Source organism: Acinetobacter sp. 766875, from assembly GCF_000582055.1.
Lineage (GTDB): Bacteria > Pseudomonadota > Gammaproteobacteria > Pseudomonadales > Moraxellaceae > Acinetobacter > Acinetobacter nosocomialis.
This window is the reverse complement of the sequence record NZ_JEXX01000001.1, coordinates 516550-540276: the sequence shown is the minus strand read 5'-3', so window position 1 is coordinate 540276 and position 23727 is coordinate 516550. Positions and strand designations below refer to the sequence as shown.

Genomic DNA, 23727 nt, shown 5'->3' with positions numbered 1-23727 from the left:
AATAGACCTCTTGCGAAAGTCGTTATTGCAAGTTCATCCGATTTACCAGTGCAGCGATTAAGTTAATGCGTAAACCGAATCTTTTCCGTCTATTTCGATAGCGTTCACTTAATATTCTAAATGTTTTCAATTGACTATTAATATGTTCGATCACAACTCGTATTTTTCCAATCATTTTATTGTACTTTTTCTCAACATCAAATAAGGGTAAATTCTTCTTTTTCTTTATTGGCATCAATAATTTAAAGCCATCTTGCTCTAATCCGTAGTACCCTAAATCGGTCATAACATATTTACAATGTTTGAATTTTTTAACCGTTCTTCTTGCCAATTTAATGTCATGCTGACTGCCATTCGATATATCTAGCCCTATGATTTGTTTGCTGTTCGGATGATAGATCACTTGTGCTTTTAGCGTATGTTTCTTCTTTTTACCACTGTAGAACTTACTCTGATTTTTTTTTCGGACGTTCTATTGAACATTCTGTCGCATCAATAATGACCCAGTTAAACTGTTCGTCTGCTGTGGTAATGCTTCGTTTTGGCAGAGTAAACCGTCTTGATTTCATCAATGCATCTTCAACCTTTTTAATGGTTCGATTCACATTACTTTCAGCGATATGGTAATTTGCAGCCAACTCCAATTGAGTGCTGTAATTCCGTAAGTAATTGAGTGTTAATAATAATTGATCCTCTATAGCTAAAGTATGAGGACGCCCAGATTTCTTTTTAAGTGATTCTACTTCTTTTAAAACTTCGATCATTTCACTAAAAACTGGTCGAGGTACACCAACCAAGCGCTGGAATTCAGAATCTGAAAAACGATTTAATTTCTGATATCTCATGAAATTTAGATTGAGGTGGTTTTTACTTTCGCAAGAGGTCTAATATCTTTATTATTTTAGGTTTAATTATTTCAATTTTCGGCATTATTTTTATTCAGACCGGAAATGGCGATTTCAGTCTAAGTCGAGTTATAGACAATTTTTATAGTAATCCTCTAAGTTATATTTTGGCTTTTATAGGTGCAATTATTTGGGCTTTGTACTGTGTATTAACCAAGAAAATAGGTAAAGGACAAAACCCTATTTCTATTTTCTTTTTAGGCGTCGCTCTAACATTGTGGTTAAAGCTATTCTTTAGTGGTCAAGCTGTTTTACCTACACTCGATTTAAATACGATTTTATCTCTCGTCTTTGCCTCTACAGCAATTGGATTAGGTTATGCAGCATGGAATATTGGCATTATTCATGGCAACACCACGATGCTAGTGGTGGCTTCTTACTTCACTCCAATCATTTCATCTTTACTGGCCATGCTGGTTTTACAAACCGAGTTGTCAATCAGCTTTTGGCAAGGAACTGCTATGGTTACAGCCGGTTCACTCATCTGCTGGCTTTCAACAAATTGGACAGTAATCCGCTCTTATTTCAAAAAGAATTAAAAGCAGTGATGAGTAACAGAACTAGTATTAGTTTTTTGCCCTAAAGCAAAATTTACAGCTTCTTTTGTATGACTAGAAGGAAATTGCTCTCTTTATTAAATTTATAAACTGTTTTATAAAATATATTTTTTAAAACCAATTAATAAAAACTTTATGTTAGAAACAGATCGCTTAATCTTAAAACCATTTGTTCAAGAAAATTTATCTACAGTCATTGAAATGTTACAAGATAAAGATTTTATGGCTTTTTCACCTTATAGTGGCTTAACAACTGAAGCTGCAACGAGTCGTTTTTTTGAAATATTAGAGCATTATAAAAATTATAATTTTGGCAAAATGGCTGTGATCTTAAAAGATACCCATCAAATTATTGGTTATTGCGGTTTTGAAATATGTGAAGTTGATGGCCAAACCGAAGCCGAACTAGGTTTTAGACTTATTAAAACTGAACGAAATAAAGGCTATGTTCTTGAAGCTTCACTTAAGTTACTAGAAGACATGAAAAATCGGAACTTTCAGCATGTGATCGCTTTTTCAGAAAAAGATAATTTACCTGCTCACAATCTATTAAATAAGCTTGGTTTTGAAAAAACCACCTCATCTAGTTATATGAATATGGATGTTATCTTTTTCAAAAAAGACCTATTATTTTCTTCATAAAAATAATGTATTCCTGTAAAAAATTTAAGCTAGTGAAGATCTAATTGCTTCAAAGAAAACACTATTAAACTCAAATCAAAAAATTCAGAATTCACGCAAATTTCACGACAGCCTCTTTAATTTAATTTTATAAAGTTGGCTAGGATTTAAATATGAAAATTATAACCACTACCCTAGGGCTGATTACCTTAGTAGGTCTAACAGCATGCAAAAGCGTGCCTAGTTACTCAGGTGATTATGGTAAAGCCGAACGACAAATTACTGGCGTCACATTAAATGATGAGCAAGCACTAGAGATTGGTCACCGTTTTGTTGCTGCGTTTAACACTTTAGGCACACCTTCTTTTGTAAGTAATGCGAGTCAACTTTATGCGGATCAGCTTTATATCAATGATACACTTTCCCAGTTCTCGCAAAAAAAAGATCTAATTAAACACTTTGAGGGTATGAACGCACGAGTAAGTAACGTCACTGTAAAACTGATTAGCGCAACTCACCATCAAGATACAGCCTATATTCATTGGTATATGGCTTATGACTTTAAAATGCTAGGCCGTACAAAAACCATGGCTTCTTATGGCATTAGTCAAATCAAAATTAATGAACAACAACAAATTATTTTCCAACAGGACTTCTGGGACCCTGCGAATGGTCTCTACCGTTCTTTACCTGTATTTGGAGGAGTTTATAAATGGATATTGCCATTCAAAAAAGTCGAATCTTAATACTTCTGGGTATTTTAATTGCGTCTCATGCAAATGCTGCTGAACTGAAAAAATGCAGTTCAGCACCTTTAATGGTAACGAGTCAAAAAGTCGGAAAAGTTAGCTACTTTGCTGAAGATTGCCTAAAAAGTTGGCAGAACCAAAGCATAAAAATGGACTTTAGTTATAACCGAGATATTCCTGAGTGGGCATTTAAGCGAGCAGCAACTCACTATTTAAAGAAGAATATTAGTGGATTTGATGCGAAATCCCCGCTTAATCATATTAATGAGCTTTATAGACCAATCAAGAGCGGAGATTTATATAGTCTTTCTTATCACCATGAAAATCAAAAACTAGAGCTAAAATTAAACCAGAAGCTACTCGGTTCTATAATTAATCCGAATGCAAATCAATATTTTAAAATCTGGTTTGGTACTGAACCATTTAATGCTAAATTAAAACAACAACTATTAAATTAATGGCTTAATAAAATCTCATGGGTAATCATTTTATCCTCATGGTTGAGGACCATTTTGAACTGGCGGCGACCGTGTGTGAATTTCTTGAAGTACATGGTTACGTCATCGATCATGCGCGTAATTTAGATGCGGCACGTTCTTTTCTTAAGTCACAGCATTATCATCTTTTGTTGCTCGACATCAACTTACCCGATGGCTCAGGTTATGATTTGTGTAACTGGTTACGGACCGAACAAGGCATTGATATGCCAATTCTTATGCTCACTGCTAGAGATACTTTAGATGATAAACTTAAAGGATTTACTGCTGGCACGGATGATTATTTAGTTAAACCATTTGATTTTAATGAGTTGGTCATGCGTATTCGAGCACTGATCAAGAGAGCGGCAGGGGAAGTCGCAAATCACAAAATTCAAATTCATGATTTAATTCTCGACAGCGCAACTCAAACTGTTATTCGTGCCGGAAACAATATCGAATTACCCCCTATTCAATTTAAATTATTAAAAATTTTGATGCGTCAGTCTCCTAAAGTAGTAACTAAACAGGAACTTATGATGGAGCTATGGGGTGATGAAGAACCTGAAAGTGATGCTTTGCGCAGCCACATCTATAACTTAAGGAAAATGATAGATAAACCTTTTGATCCTAAACTATTACATACAGTAGCAGGCGTAGGTTTAAAAATTGCTTTAGACGATACTACCGATTAATTTAAATAGACGACTACTATTAAACCTGTGGTCATCTCTAAATCCAGCTCAGGATGAGTCGTTAAGTAATATTGCCGATCAAACAACTCAACTCGCCAACCTAATTGTTTGCAAAGCTTTTGGACCAACTGCAAGCCGATGCCGTGCCCTTTGGCTTTTAAAGAAAGTTGTGAGTCGCTGAGTTCCTGAACTTTCATATCATTAGGTAAAGAAATTCCGATACCATTATCGGCAATAATTAAGCTGTTTTTTTGTTGGATAATATCGATTTGTGAACCTTGGGAATAATTCAGAGCATTACGCAAAATATTGCCTAGAACCATTTTAGTCATAGAGGGATATAACCAGCGTGGTTGTTCGGCTGAGTCTGGGTGAATATGAATATGTATACCTTTACTCACACTTACCCCTTCTAAACTTTCGACTAAATCCCTCACAATTTCAGATACTAAATTCTTTTCAGACGGTAAATTTTTTACCGTATTACGGGCAATTGCGAGCAAGGTGTCGACGAGCAATTGCATGTCTTCAATTGTATTGTGAAGACGAGTTAAAGATTTATCTTCTCCATATTTAGTCTGACAAAGTTGTACATTGCCTTTTAAAATCGTGAGCGGCGTACGTAACTCATGGCTGACATCGCCGGTAAATTCTCGTTCACGTCGAATAAATTCACTTAAAACCTGATGATATTTTTCCAAGGCTTGTTTGAGATATTCCGCCTCCATATTGCCATTGGTATTGATATCTTTAAAAGGTGATGCTTGTGTATCTTGGTGTGCCCAATCAATATTTTCTAATGCATTTGCCAAACGGGTAATAGGGGAAAAATAGCGTCTTGCTCTTCGATTTGACCACCACAAAAAGCTATATAAAACAGATAAACTAAACATAAGTGGTGCGAGACCAAAAAGCCAGACCAGCTTATTGACATTACTTTCGCCAAATACCAGCAGTACATGCTGACCATTACGTTCACCATATACCGTCATACGTTCTTTGCCATCAACAAATATCCGATGTACCCCACTTTCTAGATGCATATCTTTAAAAGGTTGTGGGGCTACTTGAGTATTCCACCGATATCCATATAAATTTTTAGTATCTGGCAGGTCTGCATTTGGGTTACGTTCTATACGCAACCAGTAATGTTCCATTTCTTGTTCTAAAGCGGTTTTAAGTAAAGAGCCTTTAATCACCCAAGCACTACAAGCCAACCCGACCACAATTGATAAGGCAATTAGACCAATCTGCAACCAATAATATCGATTGAACATTTGGGCTAATGGATGAGCTTTGCCATCGTTTCGAGTTCTTATCATATTTTATCGCCGAGATAGGCTATCGAAATTACAATGATCTCTTTTTAAATAAAAAGTGACCAATGACCCACTCTTGTCCTTGTTCAAAACCAAAAAGTTCAGCACAAGCCATGAAGAAAATACGCCAGCGTTGCCACCAAATATTGGCATCTTTCCCATAGATCTTTTTAAACAGTGGCTTGAGCTCTTCCTCTTGATTATCCATATTATTAAGCCAAGCATTTGCGGTTCTCATATAGTGCTCACCCGACCATTGCCAATGTTGAGCCAACTCTAAATGCTCTTGAAAATGCAAAAAAGTTGAAGTCGAAGGCATTAAACCGCCAGTAAAGAAATACTTAGACATCCAATCATAGTCTGATTTTACTTCAAAAGGATAATGCAAAAAGCGATGACAGAAAATATGACACCAGAGTAATCCTTCCGGCTTTAACCACTGCTGAATTTTTTCAAAAAGTCGCTGATAGTTTCGAACGTGTTCAAACATTTCGACCGATACAACACGATCAAATCGGGCTTGGTCTAATTCGAGTACGTTTACATCACAGGTCAGTACTTCAATATTGCTTAAACCTCTTAACTTTGCTTGCCCGAGAATATGCTTTTTCTGGGTTGCAGAATTTGAAACAGCCGTAATTTGTGATCGTGGATAGTTTTCTGCCATCCACAAAGTTAAAGAACCCCAACCGCAACCTAACTCTAAAATGTGTTGACCATTTTTAAGTTGTGCTCTTTCACAATAAAGCTGAAGTGCAAGCTCTTCTGCCTGATCTAAAGTTGTTGTTTTGGTGGGAAAGTAACATGCACTATATTTCAGTCTTTTTCCAAGCACCGCCTGAAAAAACTCGGTTGGTAACTCATAGTGCTGCTCGTTTGCCTTATCTGTTTCAACGGCGATTTCGCTCTTTTTCAGCATATTAAGCACATCCATATAGCGCTGTGCCCCTTGTTCAGGGTCATAGCGACCTTCCTGAATTAAACGCTTTTTGCTTAAAGCTCGAATTGCAGCCCGAATTGCATGGTCTGGAATCACACCACTTTCAACAATTTTCAAAGACTGATGAACGATAAAATCCATATGCGCACCTATTTTTTTGGTTTCCGCGGTATAAACATTGACGTTTTTTGTTGATAATCAAGATAATTTTGACCGCGACTTTTAATTGCCTGTTTTTCACTAAATGGAATACCCGTGACGTAATATAAAAATAGCCACATGAGTACCGGATAAATCCACAATAAATATTGGCCTGCTGCTAAACCAATAATTGGATAGGCAAACCAGTGTAACCATTCAAAAAAATAATTGGGATGACGGGAATAGCGCCATAAACCTTGGTCCATGGTTTTACCCTGATGTTCTGGGTTTAATTTGAATCGGTATAGCTGCTGATCAGCGAACTGTTCTCCGATAAAGGCGGTTCCCATAACTACAGCAGCAATAATTAGGGTAATTTTATATCCGCTGTCCCATGCAATTGCCTCTACATTGAGTAACATCCACATCGGCAAAAAGAATAAAAGCACTAAAAAGGTTTGAAAGATAAAAAACAAGAAAAAACCTAAATGCTGAAACTTACCCATTGCCTGTCGCATACTGGCGTAACGACCATCTTCATTCTGTTCAGACTGATAACGTCTTAACAGGTGCCAAAATAATCTTAAAAACCATAATCCGCTAAAAAGACCAATAAACAGTCGTACTTCGACAGGAGCAACTGAAATGAGTAAAGAAGAAACAATAATGTTCACTGCCAGACAGAAACTCCATGCGGCGTCTACAATTCCAGCACGACCATTTAGAGTTGCAAGTAGCCAACTGAGCAACATGATCAGTAAATCCAGAATTAATAAATTCCATAACATGCGCATTCTCCTTGCTTGATGTGTTTGAGTTAGTAACTGCTACTTTCAAACAACAAGTGAACGTTGCTTATCACACCTTCTTTAAAGCCCCCCTCGCAATAACATAAATAAAAATCCCACATGCGTATGAAGTTTTCATCGAAACCCAAAGTCAAAACCTGCTCTCGGGCTGCTAAAAATCGCGCTCGCCAGTGATGAATGGTTTGCGCATAACTTAGACCAATGTCATTTAAATACTTTAACCTTAAACCACTTTCAGACGCAGTTTGAGTCAATACAGTTATGCTAGGAATAAAGCTACCAGGGAAAATATAGCGTTTAATATAATCAACGGTGTTGAGTGCTTTTTTATAGCGGAAGTCTTCAATGGTAATGGCTTGAATAAACGCTAAACCTTTTGGTTTTAATAGTGCTTTGCACTGATCAAAATATGTCGATAAATACTGTGCACCAACTGCCTCAACCATTTCAATTGACACCAACTTGTCAAACTTACCTTCAAGCAGACGGTAGTCTTTGAGTTGTACATCAATTCGGTGAGATAGTCCTGCTTCATTTACGCGAGTAATGGCTTCATCATATTGAGCCTGTGAAATGGTAATGGTGGTCACTCTACAGCCATAGTGTTGAGCTGCATAAATTGCAAAACCACCCCACCCACTTCCAATTTCAACCAAATGATCCATTGGTTTTAAATCGAGCTTTTTACAGATAATCTCTTTTTTTAATTCGGATGCTTCTTCGAGAGTCATGGTTTCATTTTCAAAGACTGCACTCGAATACATTAAAGTCGGATCTAAAAACAATTTAAAAAAGTCGTTGCTTAAGTCGTAGTGCTCAGCAATATTTTTACGGCTACCACTTATGGAATTCTTCCGGTTTTGATACCACGCCTTAAGAAAAAACTGACTGGCTTGGGCAACAACATTCTGGTTGATTTGGTCTAATACATCTCGATTACGCGCTAATATCTGAATCAACTCGACAAGTTGCTCACTGCTCCAATCACCACGGATATACCCTTCTGCTGCTCCTAAAACACCATTTTTTAAAATGAGATCCATCAGTAGAGGATTATGAACTTCAATTACAGCGTGAAGATCTGAAACTTCACCGACCGTCCCATTCCACGCGCCCTGAAAAGTAATCTGTCCATGACGTAATTTAAGAAGACTCTTGAGCAGTAATGGTAGCGAGTCATCTTCACCATAAAGAAATGTTTTTATCATGTCTTATCTACCTTGATCTTTTTAGGATGACGATAAAATGGAACTTTTTTTCGCCACAACTTAAATGCCTCTAAATATATGGAAAACAGCATTTTAAAAGGCGCTAGGCTGTTGATAAGAGCATATCGATATTGCTGTGAAGGAAATGTGATGGGCACAAGTTCAAAGCGCATAGTGGCATTAAAGAGTTGTTTTTTCTCTTCAAAGAGCTGCATGTGAATGACATTCTGCTGATCTGAAAAACTAAATCGCCAACGGTAAGTCAACTGCATGGGCATGAACGGTGAAACATGAAATGATTTTTCAAAGTTAAAATCGAAACTCTGATAATCACCCACCTGACCTTGTTGTTTTATACAGTCGTGTGTATAGACTGTTCGCTCATTCCACGGGGTATTGGTAATTTCGCTAAGAATAAATAGTGGTTGGCCTGTTTGGCTGAAAACAAAATAAAATACGACTGAATTAAACCGAAAACCCAAACAACGAGGCAAAGCCAATACTCTGATTTGCCAATCTGAACCCATATATAAGTTGTTATTTTGCAGTAGCGCTTTTCCTACCCGATCCCTTACCGAACCGTTATACATATTTAAAAAATCACTTTCGGATATTTTTAATACATTCCAATGATCAGTCGACCAAAATAAACAATCTTGTGTAATTTCATTTAATTGATCTGGGTCAAACCATAAATAATTTAAGGTCGATGTAAATTGATGAGTTTTGGGACTATAACGTCTGTGACGAATAAGTGCGGGAGCGATAGCCAGTTTAGTTAATAACATTTGATAAGCTCCCGTTTTATTTTTATAACGCTAAGAGTTGCTCTACAACACGTGCTGCACTGCGGGCGCCATCTTCATGAAAGCCCCATCCCCAATATGCTCCACAAAATGAAGTACGATTTTGCCCACTAATTTCTTGCCAACGAGATTGAGCTTGAATCGCTTTTGCATCAAATACCGGATGTCTATAATGACGTTCAACCAAAATATCTTCGGCTTTAATTTGCACATTGGGATTTAAAGTACAGAAAATCTGAGTTTTGCAGGGTAGGTTTTGTAAATTGTTCATCCAATAAGTAAAACCATAATGTATGGCAGACTCATTGTTTTGAACTTGCGATGCAGGAGTTACATGTACATGCCAGCTTGCCCACTGCAAACGGCTTTTAGGCATAATTGAAAGATCACGGTGTACCACCATATGATTATCTTGATAACCAAACTGACTTAATATTTCTTGTTCAAGCGATGAAGCATCTTTTATTAAACCTAGACTATCATCAGCATGACTAGCAAAAATCACCCAGTCATATTGTGCTTGCCCTTCTGAAGTTTCGATCCACACGGTTTCAGGGAAACGGCTCACACTTTTTACTTCTGCAAACTTCCATTCAAGCGATGGGCAACTCTTTTGAATAGCACGAATATAACTTGCCGAACCGTGTTTAACCGTTTGCCATTGTGGCCGCTCTTTTAGCTGCAACATACGATGATGCTGAAAAAAACTTACCACAAATCGATATGGAATTTGGCCTACCTGCTCAACAGGTGCCGACCATAATGCACCGCACATCGGATAAAGATGCTCATAGCGGAACTCGGCACTATATTTATGTTGATCTAAATAGTCTTCAATCGATAAATTTGGATCAATATCCGCCACATCTATATCTTTATTATCATCATAAAAACGCAGCAAGTCTGAGAGCATTTGTAGAAATTTACGATTTAAAAAGTTCTGCGGACGGGCAAAGAGCGACCATTTTTTTGAAGGATTATATTGAAGCTCACTGACCAGATTATTTACCGAAAAACTCATATCGCTGCTTTGAGTTTCTACGCCTAATTTTTTAAGCATATCAGTAAATAACGGGTAGTTATAGTCATTAAACACAATAAAACCGCTATCTACCGCTATCTTAGTACCGTCTATATCAAGCTCATGCGTATCTGTATGACCGCCAAAATAGTTATTTTTTTCATATATCGTAACCTGATGTTGTTTTGACAATTTCCAAGCCGCATAAAGCCCCGATATACCTGAACCAATAATGGCAATTTTCATAACACCTCCCCATTTTCAATTTTTTCTATCGGCAGATTTTTAATTTTTTTATATTGATAAACCTTCTCTGGTACTGGCTTTAATCCCCATACCAAACCAAATAAAGACATGACTTTTAACACATAAAAGGTAATATCGATCTGCCACCAATAAAAACCTTGACGCACACTACCCGCGTAAAAGTGATGGTTGTTGTGCCATCCTTCACCTAAAGTAATTAAAGAGAGGAAAAAGTTATTACGGCTATCATCAGCCGTATTAAACTCTCGTGAACCATAACGATGCGCAAGTGAATTAATACATAAAGTCGCATGTGTTAACAGCACAGTAGAAATCACAAAACCCCATACCAAAAGCTGTAAGCCATTGGTACCCAACGCAGGAAAACGCTGCGCCAGCCATGAACCTAAACCGTAAATTGCCAAAGCCGTCAAAATCACAACAGGTAAGCTAAATCGGTCAAGCCAAATCAGTTCCGGATACTTCAACCAGTCTTTAATGACTTTTTTTCGAGTGGCAAAATTCTGTTCGTTTAAAAACCAGCCTACATGCGAATACCAAAAACCTGCTTTCGCTGAATGCGGATCTTGTTCGGTGTCAGTAAAATGATGGTGATAACGGTGGTGTGCTGCCCACCATAACGGTCCGCGCTGTGCACTCATGGTTCCAATCAAGATAAAAATAAATTGGACAATACGGGAGGTTTGAAAAGTTTTATGGGAAAGATAACGGTGAAAAAAAGCGGTAATTGCAAACATGCGTATTAGGTAAAAGCCAAGCATGAAGATCACAGCAAACCAAGACACCCCTACCCAAAAAGCAGCTAAACAAGCGATATGTAATAGAATAAAAGGTATGATTCTTAACCATTGAATTTTCTTTTCAATGACATATTCGCTAGAAGCATCCATTTGCGCATTTTCTGAATCTGACCAACTATCGATCCAGCGTAGAAAAAATTTAGACATTGATTCTTCCTGATCTAAAGCATTTCTTTTGGTTCTAATTTAGAAAATGCGCAATGAATTTTATGTGAAGTTCACAGATTTATGAGCCAAATTTAAAAGCCAACATAATCAGCGATTTCAATAATTTGTTTGTGTTGTTTTAATGAGTTTGGAAACATCATAGCCATAATGTTTTGCCGTTTGCAAATAAGAGTTATATGTTGCTTGATCAATTTGAGGGCTACGAGAAAGAATCCATAAATATTCTGTACTTGGCCCACCCACCAAAGCGACTTGATAATCTGGGTCAACTCTAAGCACCCAATAGTCACCTTTGGTAAAAGGAATCCATCTTAAACCGGAAGGTAAGAAGCTTACCTCTAGTTTACTATTACCTTCATTTTGCGGATAAGCCACACCTTCGGATGAAATCACTTCGCCTTTTTTATTCGTACAACTATTTAAAACACCCACGGTTTTATCTGCGTTAATCGAATAGGTTGCTGTTGTATTGGCTATACAATTACGCTGAAAAAACATAGGTAAATGCGCAATCTCATACCACTTACCTACATATTTATTAATATCGATAGCATCAACAGCTACGGGTTTAGTGGTAGTTTCTGCATAGGTACTTAAAGGGGCCAATAAACTAACCGCGGCCAGACTGCTACTCATCACAATTGATTTAAATAATAATTTCATCATGATCCTCCTATATTTATTTCATGTGTTTAAACATACTTCAGAGGGTTGTGAACAAAGTGTGAAATTTAAAATTAAGCAACATTTATAGGTAGTTAATTGTATTTCTATGGAGTATCTGCGATTGGGAAATCAAGCTCAAAACATACCCCCGCAACCGTGTTATAAGCACGGTATGAGCCATGATGTAAATCCATAATAGAAGCCACAATAGATAGACCTAAGCCTCCTGTCTGACTCTCATCAGTTCGGCTTGAATGACATTGGTAGAATCTTTCAAAAAGATGTTCAAGTTGATGTTCAGCGATTGAAATACCACTGGTTATTACACTTAGGCTCACCATATTCTTGTGATCAAGTGTCTTATATTTACTTGTAACCAAGATAGTTCTGTTACAGCCCCCATGAACCAGCGCATTTAAAACAAGGTTGTAAACCGCTCGTTGAAATAACTCTGGATCTGCAAATAACATTGGAACTTCTAGATTAAAACTAATGTGGCAGTCTTGTTCCTCAAACTGATATTCAAAAATCTGGCATAGCCCATCTAAAACTTCTTGAATATTGATTTGCTGTTTGTTAACAAGCACCATTTTTTGATCGGCTCTTGCCAAGAACAACATGCTATCAATCATGCGTTTTAATCTGTGATAATCCTCTAAATGAGACACCAACAAATCTTGATATTGTTCTACTGAACGCTCATCTGTTAAAGCAATCTCGGTTTGCCCTATCAAGTTATTTAAAGGCGTACGGAACTCATGTGCGATATCTTCAGAAAAACGATTGAGCTGCGTATAGCCCTTTTCAATACGTTCAAGCATATGGTTTATATCTTTAGAAAGCAGTTCAACTTCTAAAGATGTATTTGATAGGTTTAAACGTTTTTGTAGCTGATTTACGTTAATTGAGTGAGTTTGCTTGCGAAGCCGTTGTAGCGAACGCAACCCTAAATGACATACCAAAATACAAAGAGCAAAAATTGCAAGAATTCCTCCTACCACATACATCAAAAGATTCTTTTGAAATGGTAAAAGAATATTGATGCGCTCAGACCACTGTTTACCTGCAATAAGCAGATAAGGTTCCTGATTAATAGTGATGGTTTTCCATGCAATTCGCGTTGGATATGAATTGTTAGCCAAGTCCTGAAATTGAAGATTTGTTCGCTCTGCAAGCTGAGGTAGCTGAATATGGAGTGGATTGATATTAATTAAAGCTTTGTCTTTATGAATGAGTAAAAATAAGTTGTCTTGGTTGCCAAGCATGTTTTGATACAGCTTAGGACGCGCAATAATTTGCTCAACATTTTCACTGTCTTGTAGCAAAATTTCCAAACGATTAATTCGGTCTACTAAAGCTTTATCTTGCTGCTTTAATAAAATTTGGTTAATGCCTAAATAGGTCATAAAGCCGACTGAACATAAAATGAGAGCCGAACAAAGCGTGACCAGTATGGTAATACGGACTTCAAGCGAACGCAGAAATTTAAAGTTCATAAGCTAACCGAAATTTTATAGCCCAAGCCACGGATGGTATGGATAAGTTTTGGTTCATATCCTTCATCAATTTTGCTTCTTAAACGGCGTACTGCGACGTCAATAAAGTTAGTATCAGTGTCAAAGTTAATATTCCAAACCTCAGAACCGATTTGTCTACGCGTCACGATTTGTTCTTTATTGACCAATAAATAACGTAATAAGTTAAATTCGGTTTTACTCAGTTCGATTAAGTTGCCATTACGCCATACTTTATGCCCCACCAAATCCATTTTTAGATCACTTATAGACAACTCATTTTCTTGCAAATACTGCTGTCGTCTTAACAAACTTTTAATCCGTGCCAAGAGTTCAATATAGGAAAAGGGTTTAGCCAAGTAATCGTCTGCCCCTAACTCTAACCCTTTCACTCTATCCATGACCTGATCTTTTGCTGTTAAGAAAATCACCGGAATTTTTGAGAACTGGCGTAGTACTTGTAATACGCTCCAACCCTCTATGTCTGGCAACATCACATCAAGAATAAGCAAGTCATATTGATCTCTTTTTAGCATTTCCAAACCTTGAAGCCCTAAATGTACGCACTCGGCTTGGTATCCGGATTCTTTTAACCCTTTGACCAAATAAGTGGCGATTTTGATCTCGTCTTCAATAATAAGAATACGCATTTTGTAGAGACTCATTAGAAAAATGACAACTTTGTAATGTGATTGTCATGCTTGAAATTAGGCAATTTGTTTAAGATTTTCAAAGCGACATAGAGGCAATCATTATGAACAAAATAAACTGGCTGCTACTCACAACAGTGCTATTTGCAAATAGTACTTTTGCACAGCCTCCTGCTTTGAATCAAGTTTATTCGTTAGATCTTAAAACCGCCCATCTGCTAGCTGACAGTGCTAAACAGGCATGTAAACAACTAAATCAAAATATTGCGGTCGTTGTGGTAGATCGTGGCGGTAATACTTTAACTGCCGAGCGGCATGAGTTGGTAGGCCCGCATAATTTAATGGCTGCCGAGAAAAAAGCGTATACCGCCTTATCGACCAAAACATCGACCTTAGTTTTAAGCCAAAACAGTAACCAAAACCCCGAAGCAAAAAATTTAACCACCGTAGCAAATTTACTTTTGTTAGGCGGTGGCGTACCTGTCCGTTTTGAGAACCAAGTGATCGGCGCAATTGGGGTTGCGGGTGCTGGCGGCGCGCAAAATGACAATCAGTGTGCAAGCAAAGCCATTGAAACCGTTTTTAACTCATAAGGAGCTACACCATGACTAAATCATTTATTGCTTTATCTTCTTTATTTATAGCCTCAGCTACATTTGCACAAACCAATCCGCTTAGTGTGCATGTATTAAACCTAGAGACAGGTTTACCCTCTTCTCAGGTTGAAGTAGTTTTGGAGAAAAACACCAATAACCAGTGGGTGAAACTCAACCAACAAGTGACAGACTCAAATGGTCGTATTACTGCGCTCTATCCGGAAAATAAAAAACTAGAACAAGGTGTTTATAAAGTTACGTTTAAAACTGAAGAATGGTTTAAAAAGAACAAACAGCAAACGTTCTTTAGCGAAGTACCCGTGATTTTTAAAGTGGACGGCAGTGTAAATCACTACCATATTCCCTTACTGCTCAGCCCTTACGGTTACTCAACCTATAGAGGCAACTAAAATAAAAAGCCCTTTATCTGTTTTAGGCAGATAAAGGGTTTTGTTAAAACACCTTGCTACGAACAAATACCATTGTTGACGACTACTTTTTTATTTGAATCTAGCGCCAAGATGGAAGAAGATACCGTATTAATAATTTGGCTCATTGCCTCACTTGAAGCACTAACAATTGCTTCAAGTTTTTTAGCTTTTTGATCAATCGGCTGCTTAAAAGCAATTCGACAATTGAGCTGCGAACCCGCATTCGTGATGACTTTTGGATTAGATGATTCTAATTGAGTAGGCGGTATTTGACGCTTCACCACCCAAGACACTGCAACATTGATATTGCTGTTATCTACAATATCGAAATGAGAAAAGTCTGTAGAAACTCGGTATAAAGGCTGATTATTTCCAGCAAGTCCACTGCTATAGCTATCAATAGCGCCTAACTTTTGCTGTAAACCCGCCGACAAGGTATCACGTAATTGTGTACTCATAGTCGAAGTCCAACGCTCATTATCCAGTACAGTTGACTTGCCATTACTGTCCTGTAGCACCAAAGGCGCACGATCTAAACGGTCTGGAAGACCAACCGGTAGAACTTCAATAACTCGAATACTTGAGTTAACTGCCGGAGTTACTTTAGGACTAATCGTATAGTAGTTTGGCGTTGGCGAACTAGAACAGGCTGTCATAGCAACCGCTGTTAAAAGTACCCCACTCCCAAGCAGCCATTTGGCTACTTGAGAGTGTTGAAATGATTGGTTCTTTTTATTTTTCATCGTTGGCCTCTGGTCTCTTACCACGAATAATAGATTCAGGATGTTGCTCAATATAATCTGACATGAGCTGTAAAGAAGCAGCCGCACGAGTCATCTGTTGCAATGCTTTACGTACGTCTTGTTGTAACGGCGCATCACTCGACAAGATAGACTCGGACGATCTTACAGTTTTACGAACATCGTCTAAGGTTGCCTGTAAACCAGGTGCGACTTTACCGTCTAACTGTTTAACCAGCTTGTCAGTAGACTCAATAGCTGTATTCATGTTCTTAAGCGTTTTACGAACATCCTGCCCAATTTCTACTAACGGGAATTTGGTTAACTTGTCAGCAATTTGAGAAACCTGTGCCTGCAAACCACTTAACTCTGTTGCAGTGGTTGGAATCACTACACGACCATCATTTAGCGTTTGTAAAGTTGCCGGTTTAGCTTTAGGGAACTTGTCTAACGCAATATAGTTTTGGCCTGTTAAGAGGTTGCCCGTTCTCATTTGTGCACGCCATCCATGCTCAACAAAATCTTTGAAAATTTCACTGTTTGGATTGAGTGCCAAGCCATTTTCAACGCGTGACGGATAAATTACCGCCTCAACACGCATACGAATCTGTTTATAGTTGTTATAAAACTCTGCATTAATTGATTTAACACTACCAATTTCAATACCCATGAAGTCGATTGGTGCACCAACTGCTAACCCACGTAATGAATGATCAAAGTACATAATCACGCCACGCGGTTGTCCATCTGGTTCTTTTAATGCCTCAGCTTTTGAGTCCCAAAGATTAAAGTGACTCTTATTGGCTGCTACAGTTGCATTTGAGTTTTCAGGGAAACCAAACGCAATACCACCAGCGACAATACTTGCAAGCGACTGAGTATCTAAATTAAAGCCTGAAGCATTTAAGGTGACGTCTATACCACTTGCCTGCCAAAAACGAGCGTCTGTTGTTACAAACTTATCATACGGCGCACGAATAAAAGTCTGAAGCTCTACGCTTTTACCGTCATCGGCTAAGTTATAAGCGGTAATTTGTCCTACGTTAATTCGACGATAATAAATCGGTGAACCGATATCTAAAGATCCTAAATCATCGGCTTTTAGGAAAAATACTTTGCCCGGTACATCTGAGGTAATAACGGGTGGTATTTCTAACCCCGTAAATTCAAGTTTTTTCTCGGGCGATTTCCCGCCATCCACTTCAATATATGAACCCGACAATAAAGTATCTATGCCTGAAACTCCACTCGTCCCAATGCGTGGTCGCACCACCCAAAACCGTGAATCTTGGGCAGCAAAGTTGCTTGCATCCTTACGTAAATCAATACGTGCAATAACGCGCGAACGATCTTCTGCAAGAGCAATTTGCCGTACCACCCCAATATCCACTTGCTTATAGCGAACTGTTGTTTTACCTGCGACTAAACCTTCGGCTGTACGAAAAGACACTTCAATCGTGGGCCCATTAGACAGTAACGCTTTCACCGCGAGTGAAAGTGCAATTAAAAGTGCGACCAGTGGGACAATCCAGATAAGTAAAGGTTTCCACCGATTTTTCTTTTCTTGAGGTTCTGGTAAATCATTCATGTTTTCCAGTTCAACATCTGTCTCATGATGATCTGAGGTACCGCTGGTTGTTTTGTTTTCAGACATACTCATTTTTCTTTTATTGACTGGGATTAATGGAATCATTATTCAAGGACGAGTGCTCTGCCTGAATAATTGTGGTTTTTTCCGAGGAAAACTGATTGGGTTTATTCGTATTTTGAGATGCATAAAAATTATCCCAAATAATACGTGGATCAAAACTCAAAGATGCAAACATGGTCAAAACCACAACTGCACCAAAGGCGATAGAACCCGGCCCTGCTAAAATAGTGGCAAGCGATTGAATTTGAATGAGAGCAGTCAATAAAGCGACCACAAACACGTCAATCATAGACCAACGCCCGACAAACTCTACAATTCGATAAAGTTTAATACATTGCTCAGGCGCAAATTTCCAAGCTGCCGATGACTGTATATATACAACCAATAACAGGAAATACAAAATAAATAGCTTAAGCATCGGAATAAAAATACTGGCCATAAAAATGACCACCGACACCAAATAGTCTCCATTTTGCCAAAAGTAAATCACGCCACTCATAATGGTATCTTGCTGACTTCCTAAAAGAGAGTCAGTCACCGTCATGGGCAGCACATTTGCCGGTATATAAAGAATAGTTGCAGCAACCACTAAAGCAAAGGTACGGTTTAAACTTCCCGGTTTACGTTGGTGCAGCACACTGTGGCATCTCACACAGCGTAAAACTTGATGTTTTTTACCAGCGACTGCTTTATCTACTTTTGATGAGTTTAATAACCCGCAGCAGTGACACAATATAAGTGAAAGATCTTTGGCTCTTGGATATTGCTTTAGAATCGTATCGGTATTTTCGGTTTTCACTGTAGTCACATTTTTTATTGTTTTCATAATTGTGACCTATCAATTTCGTTCCATATGTCACTGACTTTTATGGATGTAATATAAACCATTAATAGGCTTAAGACCGCAAATGCCCACAAGGCAATTTCGGGAATAACCAGTACCATACCCATTAACTTTACGAGAGTGACCAAAATTCCAATTAGGAACACCTCAACCATTCCCCACACTCTCATAAAATAAAGTGTACGTAAGGCACCGACTAAAAACTTGGGGCGTCTTTTAAATACACTCACCGTACCAAGGACATAAGCCATTAATAACAAATATGAAAGCGGCACTATAAATGTAGTGATTAAAATGAGGACACCGACGAAGGCCCGATCATAATGAAACATCACCCATACGGCACCAAGTAAAGTGGTTTCCGATATGTTGCCTTGCAACTCAATTTTTACAATCGGAAAGCTATTGGCAATAACAAATACAATTAAGGCCGTTAAAATTAAAGCTAACAACGTGGTAAACGGTTTGGTATGCCGATAAAGTTCCGCACCACAGCAGACACAATAAGCTCTTTTTCCGTAAGCAAGCGGGACTCTACGATAGACGGTATCGCACTCCTCACAACCTGCTAATTCTTTAAGCTTCATAGTTATACTCTAAGGTTTATCATTTTACTGTGTCACACAAAGCTCTTTTTATTACTAAGATAAATTAAAATATAAATCAATCTAAAAGCTATATCAGACAATGTAAATTACCATGACTACTGTTCAATATATTGTTGAAACTGCTAAATAATCTGTACGTATTCGGTGATCAAATCAAAATAGTTTTATAAAGTCAAAAACTTATGCTCAAATAGCACACTTTTTCACCCAAGTAGCTGAGAGCGTAAAATGACTAGACTCTCACTATTGCTTAACATCTCCCCCGCACGGAAAAATTTATGCTGCTGTACATTACTTCCGGTAAACCCAGAACAGCTCAGCAAAAATCATATTTAATGCAGCATGTGACAGCACAACTCCACCAGGAACTTAATATTCCAGAGCAAGATGTCATGTTTGTGATTGTGCAAAACAGTGCTGAAGATTGGTGCTTTGGTCATGCACAGCGAGCAGATCTTTACTTAAAAAATGTTAGCTTCGAAACAGTAATTCCAAGGTTTTAAATCACTATAAGCCACTACTTTCAAGGTAATAAATATTTTTAAATATCAAGCTTAGATAACCAGAAGCTTTTTATTTAAAAATGAACACGGTTCAAGTTGATTTTATGTTTTTCTTTAAAATAAGTATTATTATGAAGATTTATTTAAATGTATTCCAAATATATTAAAAATTAATTTATGCGACACAATTATTAAAAAATTAATTTTAAGTAGATTGTTTTTTAATTTATATAAAAATTAGGACCAGCCTAACAATTAAAAATTAATTACTTAAATATCAATAAACTAAAAACTTGTTTTCAAGATTAGATATAAGCAAGACGCTTTAATTTCATAAAATATTCTTTATATTATTGTAAATAAATTTTATCTATGATTAAAAAATTAATAGTTGATTTAAACACTCAGAATTACCACCACCCCTTGGATTACAAGCATTTTAAACTCATTAATTCTTATAATTAAACTTAAGAAAACCACCAAACTTAAAGGTTTGCTTAAGTAATTTTCATATTGTATTTTAAAAATGAAAAATAAATAAATTTATATATTAAAGATAGATCTAATAATAAAAGTGAGATCAAAATGATTGAATGGTTACAAGGTGTTTTAAAGCACAGCCCCGAAATATTATTGTTCTTATCACTCGCAATAGGCTTCTGGATTGGACAATTCCAGTTTGGAAAGTTTCAGTTTGGCGGAGTCGCAGGCTCCTTACTCGTCGCAGTTGTTTTAAGTCTTATTGGCGTACCTGTCGATAACGGCGTTAAAGCAATTTTATTTGCTCTCTTCATTTACGCAGTCGGCTTTGAAAGTGGCCCTCAGTTTTTTAAATCACTGGGTCCACAGTCAATAAAAGAAATTTTATTAGCAGTATTCATGGCAGTGTGTGGTTTAGTCACTGTTTTAGTGATGGCTAAAATTTTTCATCTCGATAAAGGCTTGGCTGCGGGTCTCGCTGCGGGCGGCATGACTCAATCAGCCATTATTGGGACTGCGGGAGATGCAATTTCTAGACTTGATCTCCCACTCGCAGAAATTCAAAGACTTCAAGCAAATGTCGCGATTGGCTATGCAGTGACTTACATTTTTGGTTCATTGGGAGCAATTATTGTCTGTGTGAATATCTTGCCTAAATTTATGGGTAAAGAAATTCACGACGATGCATTAAAAGCTCAGAGTGAACGACTCAAAGGTGCTTTTGAACTCGCACCGGGCCAAGAACTCGCAATGCCGGAAATTGTTGGCCGTATTTATAAAGTTAAACAAGCCAATGGGCAAACTATTGCGGAAATTGAAGCAAAAGAGCCGAGTATTACGATTGAACGGTTAAAACGTAAAGATCAGTTTATTGATGTCGCTCCCGAGCTAACTTTACAAACAGACGATGTCATTTTACTGGTTGGTCGCCGTGCCAGTGTTGTTTCGGTTGCCGAGCAAATCGGTAGCGAATTACAGTCATCGCAAGGTATGGAAATGATTATGGATACCAGCGATGTCATCCTAAGAAATTCCAAATATCTCAACCGTACTTTAGGAGATATTAAGGCCAATACGCCTGCGTATTTAAAGCACGGTATTTATGTACTTGCGATTAAGCGTAACGATGAGTCCCAACCTTTAAGTAACGACACCGTTTTACGCCAAGGTGATGTGGTCACTGTATACGGAACAAAAAGTGACCTCGACCGCTTGGTGAAAGAAGCTGGTAAAGCCCTGCCTGAAAGTTTAAAAACGGACTGGATTTTCCATGGTGCAGGCCTTGTGGTTGGCTTAGTGATTGGTCTTTTTGTGATTCGTTTGGGTGATGTGCCATTAACTCTTGGTGCTGGTGGCGGTGCTTTACTATCAGGTCTTCTGTTTGGTTGGATTCGAAGTCGAAATCAAGTGCATGGCAATATGCCTTTAGCGGCTTCACAGCTTCTTAAAGATTTGGGTCTTGCAGGCTTCGTTGCTGCCGTCGGCTTACAATCAGGTTTACAAGCAATTCAAACCATTAAAGAAAGTGGTCTTTCACTCTTTATGATTGGAGTTGTGGTAACACTGGTTCCTCTCCTACTTTCCATGCTCTTTGCTCGTTATGTTCTGCGTTATGACAACGTTGCAGTAATGGCAGGGGCACTATCTGGTTCACGCAGTGCAAACCCTGCATTTGGTGCAATTTTAGACAAAGCAGGAAACTCGATTCCGACCGTTCCATTTGCAATTACCTATGCCCTAGCAAATGTGTTCTTAACCTTACTCGGACCACTGATCGTAGGCTTGGCCTGATTTTATACATTGAATTAGAAATTTTATTCATCTCACTATAATTAAGGAGACGTCCCATGGGGAAAGTCGATTATTCTAAATACGCAAAACTCAGCCCATTTGAACTTAAAGATAATTTAATAGAATTAGCTCAAAGCAAAACTGACCGAATGATGTTAAATGCTGGGCGTGGTAATCCGAACTTTCTTGCCACTATCCCACGTAGAGCATTCTTTCAACTGGGTTTGTTTTCTGCGACTGAATCCGAGTTTTCATTTTCCTATATGCCGGAAGGTTTAGGTGGCTTCCCGCGCCCCGTTGGACTCCAGTCACGTTTTGATAACTTCATTTTGGAAAACCGTGACAAACCAGGTGTGGTCTTTTTAGGCAAAGCCGTGTCTTATGTGCGCGACCAGTTAGGCTTAGACCCAGATCTTTTTTTACTTGAAATGGTTGAAGGGATTTTAGGCTGTAACTATCCAGTGCCAGACCGAATGCTTCGAGTGAGTGAAACAATTATTAAAGAGTACGTCTTAAGAGAAATGGGCGTACAAGGCATGCAAAAAAGAGACTTAGATTTGTTTGCGGTCGAAGGCGGAACAGCCGCAATGGCCTATATTTTTAACTCATTAAAAGAAAATAAAATTATCAAAAATGGCGACCGTATTGCCATTGGTAGCCCTATTTTCACGCCATATCTTGAGATTCCAAAACTCAATGACTACCAGCTTGAAGAAGTATTGATTGAAGCCGACCCTAAACTCGGTTGGCAATATCCAGAGTCGGAGCTTAGAAAGTTAGAAGATCCGTCTATTAAAGCATTCTTTTTAGTCAACCCAAGTAATCCACCATCGGTGAAAATGAGTGATGAAGGACTTGCGATTTTGGCCGATATCGTCAAAAAACGCCCTGATCTGATTATTTTGACCGATGACGTTTACGGTACGTTTGCAGATAACTTCAAATCACTTTTTGCAATCTGTCCTGACAACACCATTTTGGTTTATTCGTTCTCTAAATACTTTGGTGCGACTGGTTGGCGACTCGGTGTCATTGCACTTTCAAATAACAATGTGCTTGATAAACAAATTGCGAACTTATCGAAAAAAGAGAAGAAAGAGCTTGAAGAGCGCTATTCATCTTTAACTACCGACCCAGCAAGCATTAAGTTTATTGACCGTTTAGTTGCCGATAGCCGAAATGTTGCTTTGAACCATACCGCTGGTCTGTCTACCCCACAACAAGTTCAAATGGTTTTATTTGCACTATTTAATATGATGGACTCACGCCAAAGCTATAAAAAAGCAGTTAAATCTGTTGTTCGTGAACGCGATGCAGCACTTTATAGAAAGCTTGGTGTCGAGGTTCCAACAGATCCAAATGCTGTGGACTACTACACCCTAGTCAACCTTGAAAACACATCACGGACTCTCTATGGAGATGAGTTTGCAGATTGGGTTATGAAAAATAAAAATCCGACCGAGCTATTATTTAGAGTAGCAGATGAAACAGGTGTGGTTTTATTGCCGGGTTCTGGCTTCGGTGTGCAGCACCCTTCTGCTCGTGCATCTTTAGCTAACCTGAATGAATACCAATATGCCGCAATTGGTGATTCTCTAAGACGCTTTGCAGATGAAGCTTATGCAGAATATTTAAAAACTAAAAAAGGCAAATAAGCACCTATATACAGTGAGGCTCTAGCAGCCTCACTTTTTCCTTTCTGTTCTTTAATTTACTATTTCAGTTTTTCAATTCAAAAATTTATAGTGCAGCTTTACATTCAATATATTTA

At 38.0% G+C, this 23727-nt stretch carries 24 protein-coding genes and 1 pseudogene; 10 read left to right on the top strand and 15 right to left on the bottom strand.

The features are described from left to right. Window positions 1-22 precede the first annotated feature (22 nt). A protein-coding gene (locus tag J576_RS19460) for an IS5-like element ISAba27 family transposase (protein WP_076611894.1) occupies window positions 23-845 on the bottom strand; the annotation gives its coding sequence in 2 pieces (ribosomal slippage) (window positions 23-463 and window positions 465-845; 822 coding nt in all). Window positions 846-886: 41 nt separating this feature from the next. Here J576_RS19460 and yddG point away from each other — a divergent pair. From yddG to J576_RS02450, 5 genes and pseudogenes are all read left to right on the top strand, one after another. Continuing rightward, window positions 887-1444, top strand: a pseudogene (gene yddG / locus J576_RS02470) (aromatic amino acid DMT transporter YddG); the annotation flags it as partial. Window positions 1445-1597: 153 nt separating this feature from the next. Next, window positions 1598-2104 carry a GNAT family N-acetyltransferase gene (locus J576_RS02465; protein WP_002049084.1) on the top strand — a complete coding sequence of 169 codons (507 nt, stop codon included), beginning with the start codon at window positions 1598-1600 and terminating at the stop codon, window positions 2102-2104. A gap of 152 nt (window positions 2105-2256) precedes the next feature. Next, window positions 2257-2829, top strand: a complete 573-nt coding sequence (locus J576_RS02460) for a nuclear transport factor 2 family protein (protein ID WP_016805091.1) — start codon at window positions 2257-2259, stop codon at window positions 2827-2829. After that, window positions 2796-3290, top strand: a complete 495-nt coding sequence (locus J576_RS02455) for a chalcone isomerase family protein (protein WP_002049338.1) — start codon at window positions 2796-2798, stop codon at window positions 3288-3290. Before J576_RS02460 ends, J576_RS02455 begins: the two co-directional genes overlap by 34 nt. 17 nt (window positions 3291-3307) lie before the next feature. Beyond that, window positions 3308-4003: a response regulator transcription factor gene (locus J576_RS02450; protein WP_002049339.1), complete on the top strand. Its 696-nt coding sequence runs from the start codon at window positions 3308-3310 to the stop codon at window positions 4001-4003. Here J576_RS02450 and J576_RS02445 read toward each other — a convergent pair. The 10 genes from J576_RS02445 to J576_RS02400 all read right to left on the bottom strand — a co-directional run bounded on the left by J576_RS02445 (window position 4000) and on the right by J576_RS02400 (window position 14312). Further along, window positions 4000-5325 carry a sensor histidine kinase gene (locus tag J576_RS02445; protein ID WP_002049154.1) on the bottom strand — a complete coding sequence of 442 codons (1326 nt, stop codon included), beginning with the start codon at window positions 5323-5325 and terminating at the stop codon, window positions 4000-4002. The two genes, J576_RS02450 and J576_RS02445, sit on opposite strands and share 4 nt — an antisense overlap. Before the next feature lie 28 nt (window positions 5326-5353). Next, window positions 5354-6403 carry an SAM-dependent methyltransferase gene (locus tag J576_RS02440; protein WP_002049152.1) on the bottom strand — a complete coding sequence of 350 codons (1050 nt, stop codon included), beginning with the start codon at window positions 6401-6403 and terminating at the stop codon, window positions 5354-5356. 8 nt (window positions 6404-6411) lie between these two features. Further along, window positions 6412-7191 carry a DUF1295 domain-containing protein gene (locus tag J576_RS02435; protein WP_002049230.1) on the bottom strand — a complete coding sequence of 260 codons (780 nt, stop codon included), beginning with the start codon at window positions 7189-7191 and terminating at the stop codon, window positions 6412-6414. A gap of 29 nt (window positions 7192-7220) precedes the next feature. Continuing rightward, window positions 7221-8420 (bottom strand): SAM-dependent methyltransferase, encoded by a 1200-nt coding sequence (locus J576_RS02430; protein WP_002049179.1) that lies wholly within the window; start codon window positions 8418-8420, stop codon window positions 7221-7223. Further along, on the bottom strand, window positions 8417-9208 hold the full coding sequence (locus J576_RS02425) for a DUF1365 domain-containing protein (protein ID WP_002049241.1): 792 nt from the start codon (window positions 9206-9208) through the stop codon (window positions 8417-8419). Before J576_RS02425 ends, J576_RS02430 begins: the two co-directional genes overlap by 4 nt. 22 nt (window positions 9209-9230) lie before the next feature. After that, a complete protein-coding gene (locus J576_RS02420; RefSeq protein WP_002049218.1) occupies window positions 9231-10493 on the bottom strand; it encodes an NAD(P)/FAD-dependent oxidoreductase in 1263 nt (420 codons plus the stop codon). Then, entirely contained in the window at window positions 10490-11461 is a 972-nt protein-coding gene (locus J576_RS02415; RefSeq protein WP_002049323.1) for an acyl-CoA desaturase, read from the bottom strand. Before J576_RS02415 ends, J576_RS02420 begins: the two co-directional genes overlap by 4 nt. Window positions 11462-11578: 117 nt before the next feature. Continuing rightward, the gene (locus J576_RS02410) at window positions 11579-12145 is read right to left on the bottom strand and encodes a lipocalin family protein (protein WP_002049130.1); all 567 of its coding nucleotides are present in this window, start codon (window positions 12143-12145) and stop codon (window positions 11579-11581) included. Window positions 12146-12252: 107 nt separating this feature from the next. Continuing rightward, the gene (locus J576_RS02405; protein WP_002049266.1) at window positions 12253-13644 is read right to left on the bottom strand and encodes a heavy metal sensor histidine kinase; all 1392 of its coding nucleotides are present in this window, start codon (window positions 13642-13644) and stop codon (window positions 12253-12255) included. After that, complete coding sequence (locus J576_RS02400; RefSeq protein ID WP_001221367.1) at window positions 13641-14312, bottom strand: heavy metal response regulator transcription factor; 672 nt, start codon at window positions 14310-14312, stop codon at window positions 13641-13643. The genes J576_RS02405 and J576_RS02400 overlap by 4 nt, the downstream gene beginning before the upstream one ends. A 104-nt stretch (window positions 14313-14416) precedes the next feature. Here J576_RS02400 and J576_RS02395 point away from each other — a divergent pair, with 104 nt between their 5' ends. Both J576_RS02395 and uraH read left to right on the top strand, forming a co-directional pair. Further along, window positions 14417-14905 carry a GlcG/HbpS family heme-binding protein gene (locus tag J576_RS02395; protein WP_002049292.1) on the top strand — a complete coding sequence of 163 codons (489 nt, stop codon included), beginning with the start codon at window positions 14417-14419 and terminating at the stop codon, window positions 14903-14905. A gap of 11 nt (window positions 14906-14916) precedes the next feature. Continuing rightward, complete coding sequence (gene uraH, locus J576_RS02390; protein ID WP_000167348.1) at window positions 14917-15318, top strand: hydroxyisourate hydrolase; 402 nt, start codon at window positions 14917-14919, stop codon at window positions 15316-15318. Window positions 15319-15374: 56 nt separating this feature from the next. On the opposite strand, the gene J576_RS02385 is transcribed toward uraH, so the two are convergent. The 4 genes from J576_RS02385 to J576_RS02370 are packed head-to-tail and all read right to left on the bottom strand — an operon-like array spanning window position 15375 to window position 19161. Further along, a complete protein-coding gene (locus J576_RS02385) occupies window positions 15375-16082 on the bottom strand; it encodes a PqiC family protein (protein WP_004707996.1) in 708 nt (235 codons plus the stop codon). Next, window positions 16072-17739: a PqiB family protein gene (locus J576_RS02380; RefSeq protein WP_002049115.1), complete on the bottom strand. Its 1668-nt coding sequence runs from the start codon at window positions 17737-17739 to the stop codon at window positions 16072-16074. Before J576_RS02380 ends, J576_RS02385 begins: the two co-directional genes overlap by 11 nt. A gap of 7 nt (window positions 17740-17746) precedes the next feature. Next, the gene (locus J576_RS02375; RefSeq protein WP_002049269.1) at window positions 17747-18556 is read right to left on the bottom strand and encodes a paraquat-inducible protein A; all 810 of its coding nucleotides are present in this window, start codon (window positions 18554-18556) and stop codon (window positions 17747-17749) included. Next, the gene (locus J576_RS02370; RefSeq protein ID WP_002049163.1) at window positions 18553-19161 is read right to left on the bottom strand and encodes a paraquat-inducible protein A; all 609 of its coding nucleotides are present in this window, start codon (window positions 19159-19161) and stop codon (window positions 18553-18555) included. The genes J576_RS02375 and J576_RS02370 overlap by 4 nt, the downstream gene beginning before the upstream one ends. 299 nt (window positions 19162-19460) lie before the next feature. On the opposite strand from J576_RS02370, the gene J576_RS02365 reads away from it, so the two are divergent. From J576_RS02365 to J576_RS02355, 3 genes are all read left to right on the top strand, one after another. After that, window positions 19461-19685, top strand: coding sequence for a tautomerase family protein (locus tag J576_RS02365; protein WP_002049250.1), 225 nt, complete (start codon window positions 19461-19463; stop codon window positions 19683-19685). Window positions 19686-20270: 585 nt separating this feature from the next. Beyond that, window positions 20271-21956, top strand: coding sequence for an aspartate-alanine antiporter (gene aspT / locus J576_RS02360; RefSeq protein WP_000574045.1), 1686 nt, complete (start codon window positions 20271-20273; stop codon window positions 21954-21956). 56 nt (window positions 21957-22012) lie between these two features. Then, on the top strand, window positions 22013-23611 hold the full coding sequence (locus J576_RS02355) for a bifunctional aspartate transaminase/aspartate 4-decarboxylase (RefSeq protein ID WP_002049264.1): 1599 nt from the start codon (window positions 22013-22015) through the stop codon (window positions 23609-23611). The last annotated feature ends 116 nt before the right edge of the window (window positions 23612-23727 follow it).

Bases quoted from the DNA above. Each gene is read 5' to 3' on its own strand.
- J576_RS02400 (WP_001221367.1), bottom strand. From the start codon at position 14,312: ATGCGTATTCTTATTATTGAAGACGAGATCAAAATCGCCACTTATTTG.
- J576_RS02435 (WP_002049230.1), bottom strand. From the start codon at position 7,191: ATGTTATGGAATTTATTAATTCTGGATTTACTGATCATGTTGCTCAGT.
- J576_RS02460 (WP_016805091.1), top strand. From the start codon at position 2,257: ATGAAAATTATAACCACTACCCTAGGGCTGATTACCTTAGTAGGTCTA.
- J576_RS02410 (WP_002049130.1), bottom strand. From the start codon at position 12,145: ATGAAATTATTATTTAAATCAATTGTGATGAGTAGCAGTCTGGCCGCG.
- J576_RS02425 (WP_002049241.1), bottom strand. From the start codon at position 9,208: ATGTTATTAACTAAACTGGCTATCGCTCCCGCACTTATTCGTCACAGA.
- aspT (WP_000574045.1), top strand. From the start codon at position 20,271: ATGATTGAATGGTTACAAGGTGTTTTAAAGCACAGCCCCGAAATATTA.
- uraH (WP_000167348.1), top strand. From the start codon at position 14,917: ATGACTAAATCATTTATTGCTTTATCTTCTTTATTTATAGCCTCAGCT.
- J576_RS02370 (WP_002049163.1), bottom strand. From the start codon at position 19,161: ATGAAGCTTAAAGAATTAGCAGGTTGTGAGGAGTGCGATACCGTCTAT.
- J576_RS02450 (WP_002049339.1), top strand. From the start codon at position 3,308: ATGGGTAATCATTTTATCCTCATGGTTGAGGACCATTTTGAACTGGCG.
- J576_RS02380 (WP_002049115.1), bottom strand. From the start codon at position 17,739: ATGAGTATGTCTGAAAACAAAACAACCAGCGGTACCTCAGATCATCAT.
- J576_RS02445 (WP_002049154.1), bottom strand. From the start codon at position 5,325: ATGATAAGAACTCGAAACGATGGCAAAGCTCATCCATTAGCCCAAATG.
- J576_RS02465 (WP_002049084.1), top strand. From the start codon at position 1,598: ATGTTAGAAACAGATCGCTTAATCTTAAAACCATTTGTTCAAGAAAAT.
- J576_RS02430 (WP_002049179.1), bottom strand. From the start codon at position 8,420: ATGATAAAAACATTTCTTTATGGTGAAGATGACTCGCTACCATTACTG.
- J576_RS02420 (WP_002049218.1), bottom strand. From the start codon at position 10,493: ATGAAAATTGCCATTATTGGTTCAGGTATATCGGGGCTTTATGCGGCT.
- J576_RS02385 (WP_004707996.1), bottom strand. From the start codon at position 16,082: ATGAAAAATAAAAAGAACCAATCATTTCAACACTCTCAAGTAGCCAAA.
- J576_RS02355 (WP_002049264.1), top strand. From the start codon at position 22,013: ATGGGGAAAGTCGATTATTCTAAATACGCAAAACTCAGCCCATTTGAA.
- J576_RS02405 (WP_002049266.1), bottom strand. From the start codon at position 13,644: ATGAACTTTAAATTTCTGCGTTCGCTTGAAGTCCGTATTACCATACTG.
- J576_RS02440 (WP_002049152.1), bottom strand. From the start codon at position 6,403: ATGGATTTTATCGTTCATCAGTCTTTGAAAATTGTTGAAAGTGGTGTG.
- J576_RS02455 (WP_002049338.1), top strand. From the start codon at position 2,796: ATGGATATTGCCATTCAAAAAAGTCGAATCTTAATACTTCTGGGTATT.
- J576_RS02395 (WP_002049292.1), top strand. From the start codon at position 14,417: ATGAACAAAATAAACTGGCTGCTACTCACAACAGTGCTATTTGCAAAT.
- J576_RS02375 (WP_002049269.1), bottom strand. From the start codon at position 18,556: ATGAAAACAATAAAAAATGTGACTACAGTGAAAACCGAAAATACCGAT.
- J576_RS02365 (WP_002049250.1), top strand. From the start codon at position 19,461: ATGCTGCTGTACATTACTTCCGGTAAACCCAGAACAGCTCAGCAAAAA.
- J576_RS02415 (WP_002049323.1), bottom strand. From the start codon at position 11,461: ATGTCTAAATTTTTTCTACGCTGGATCGATAGTTGGTCAGATTCAGAA.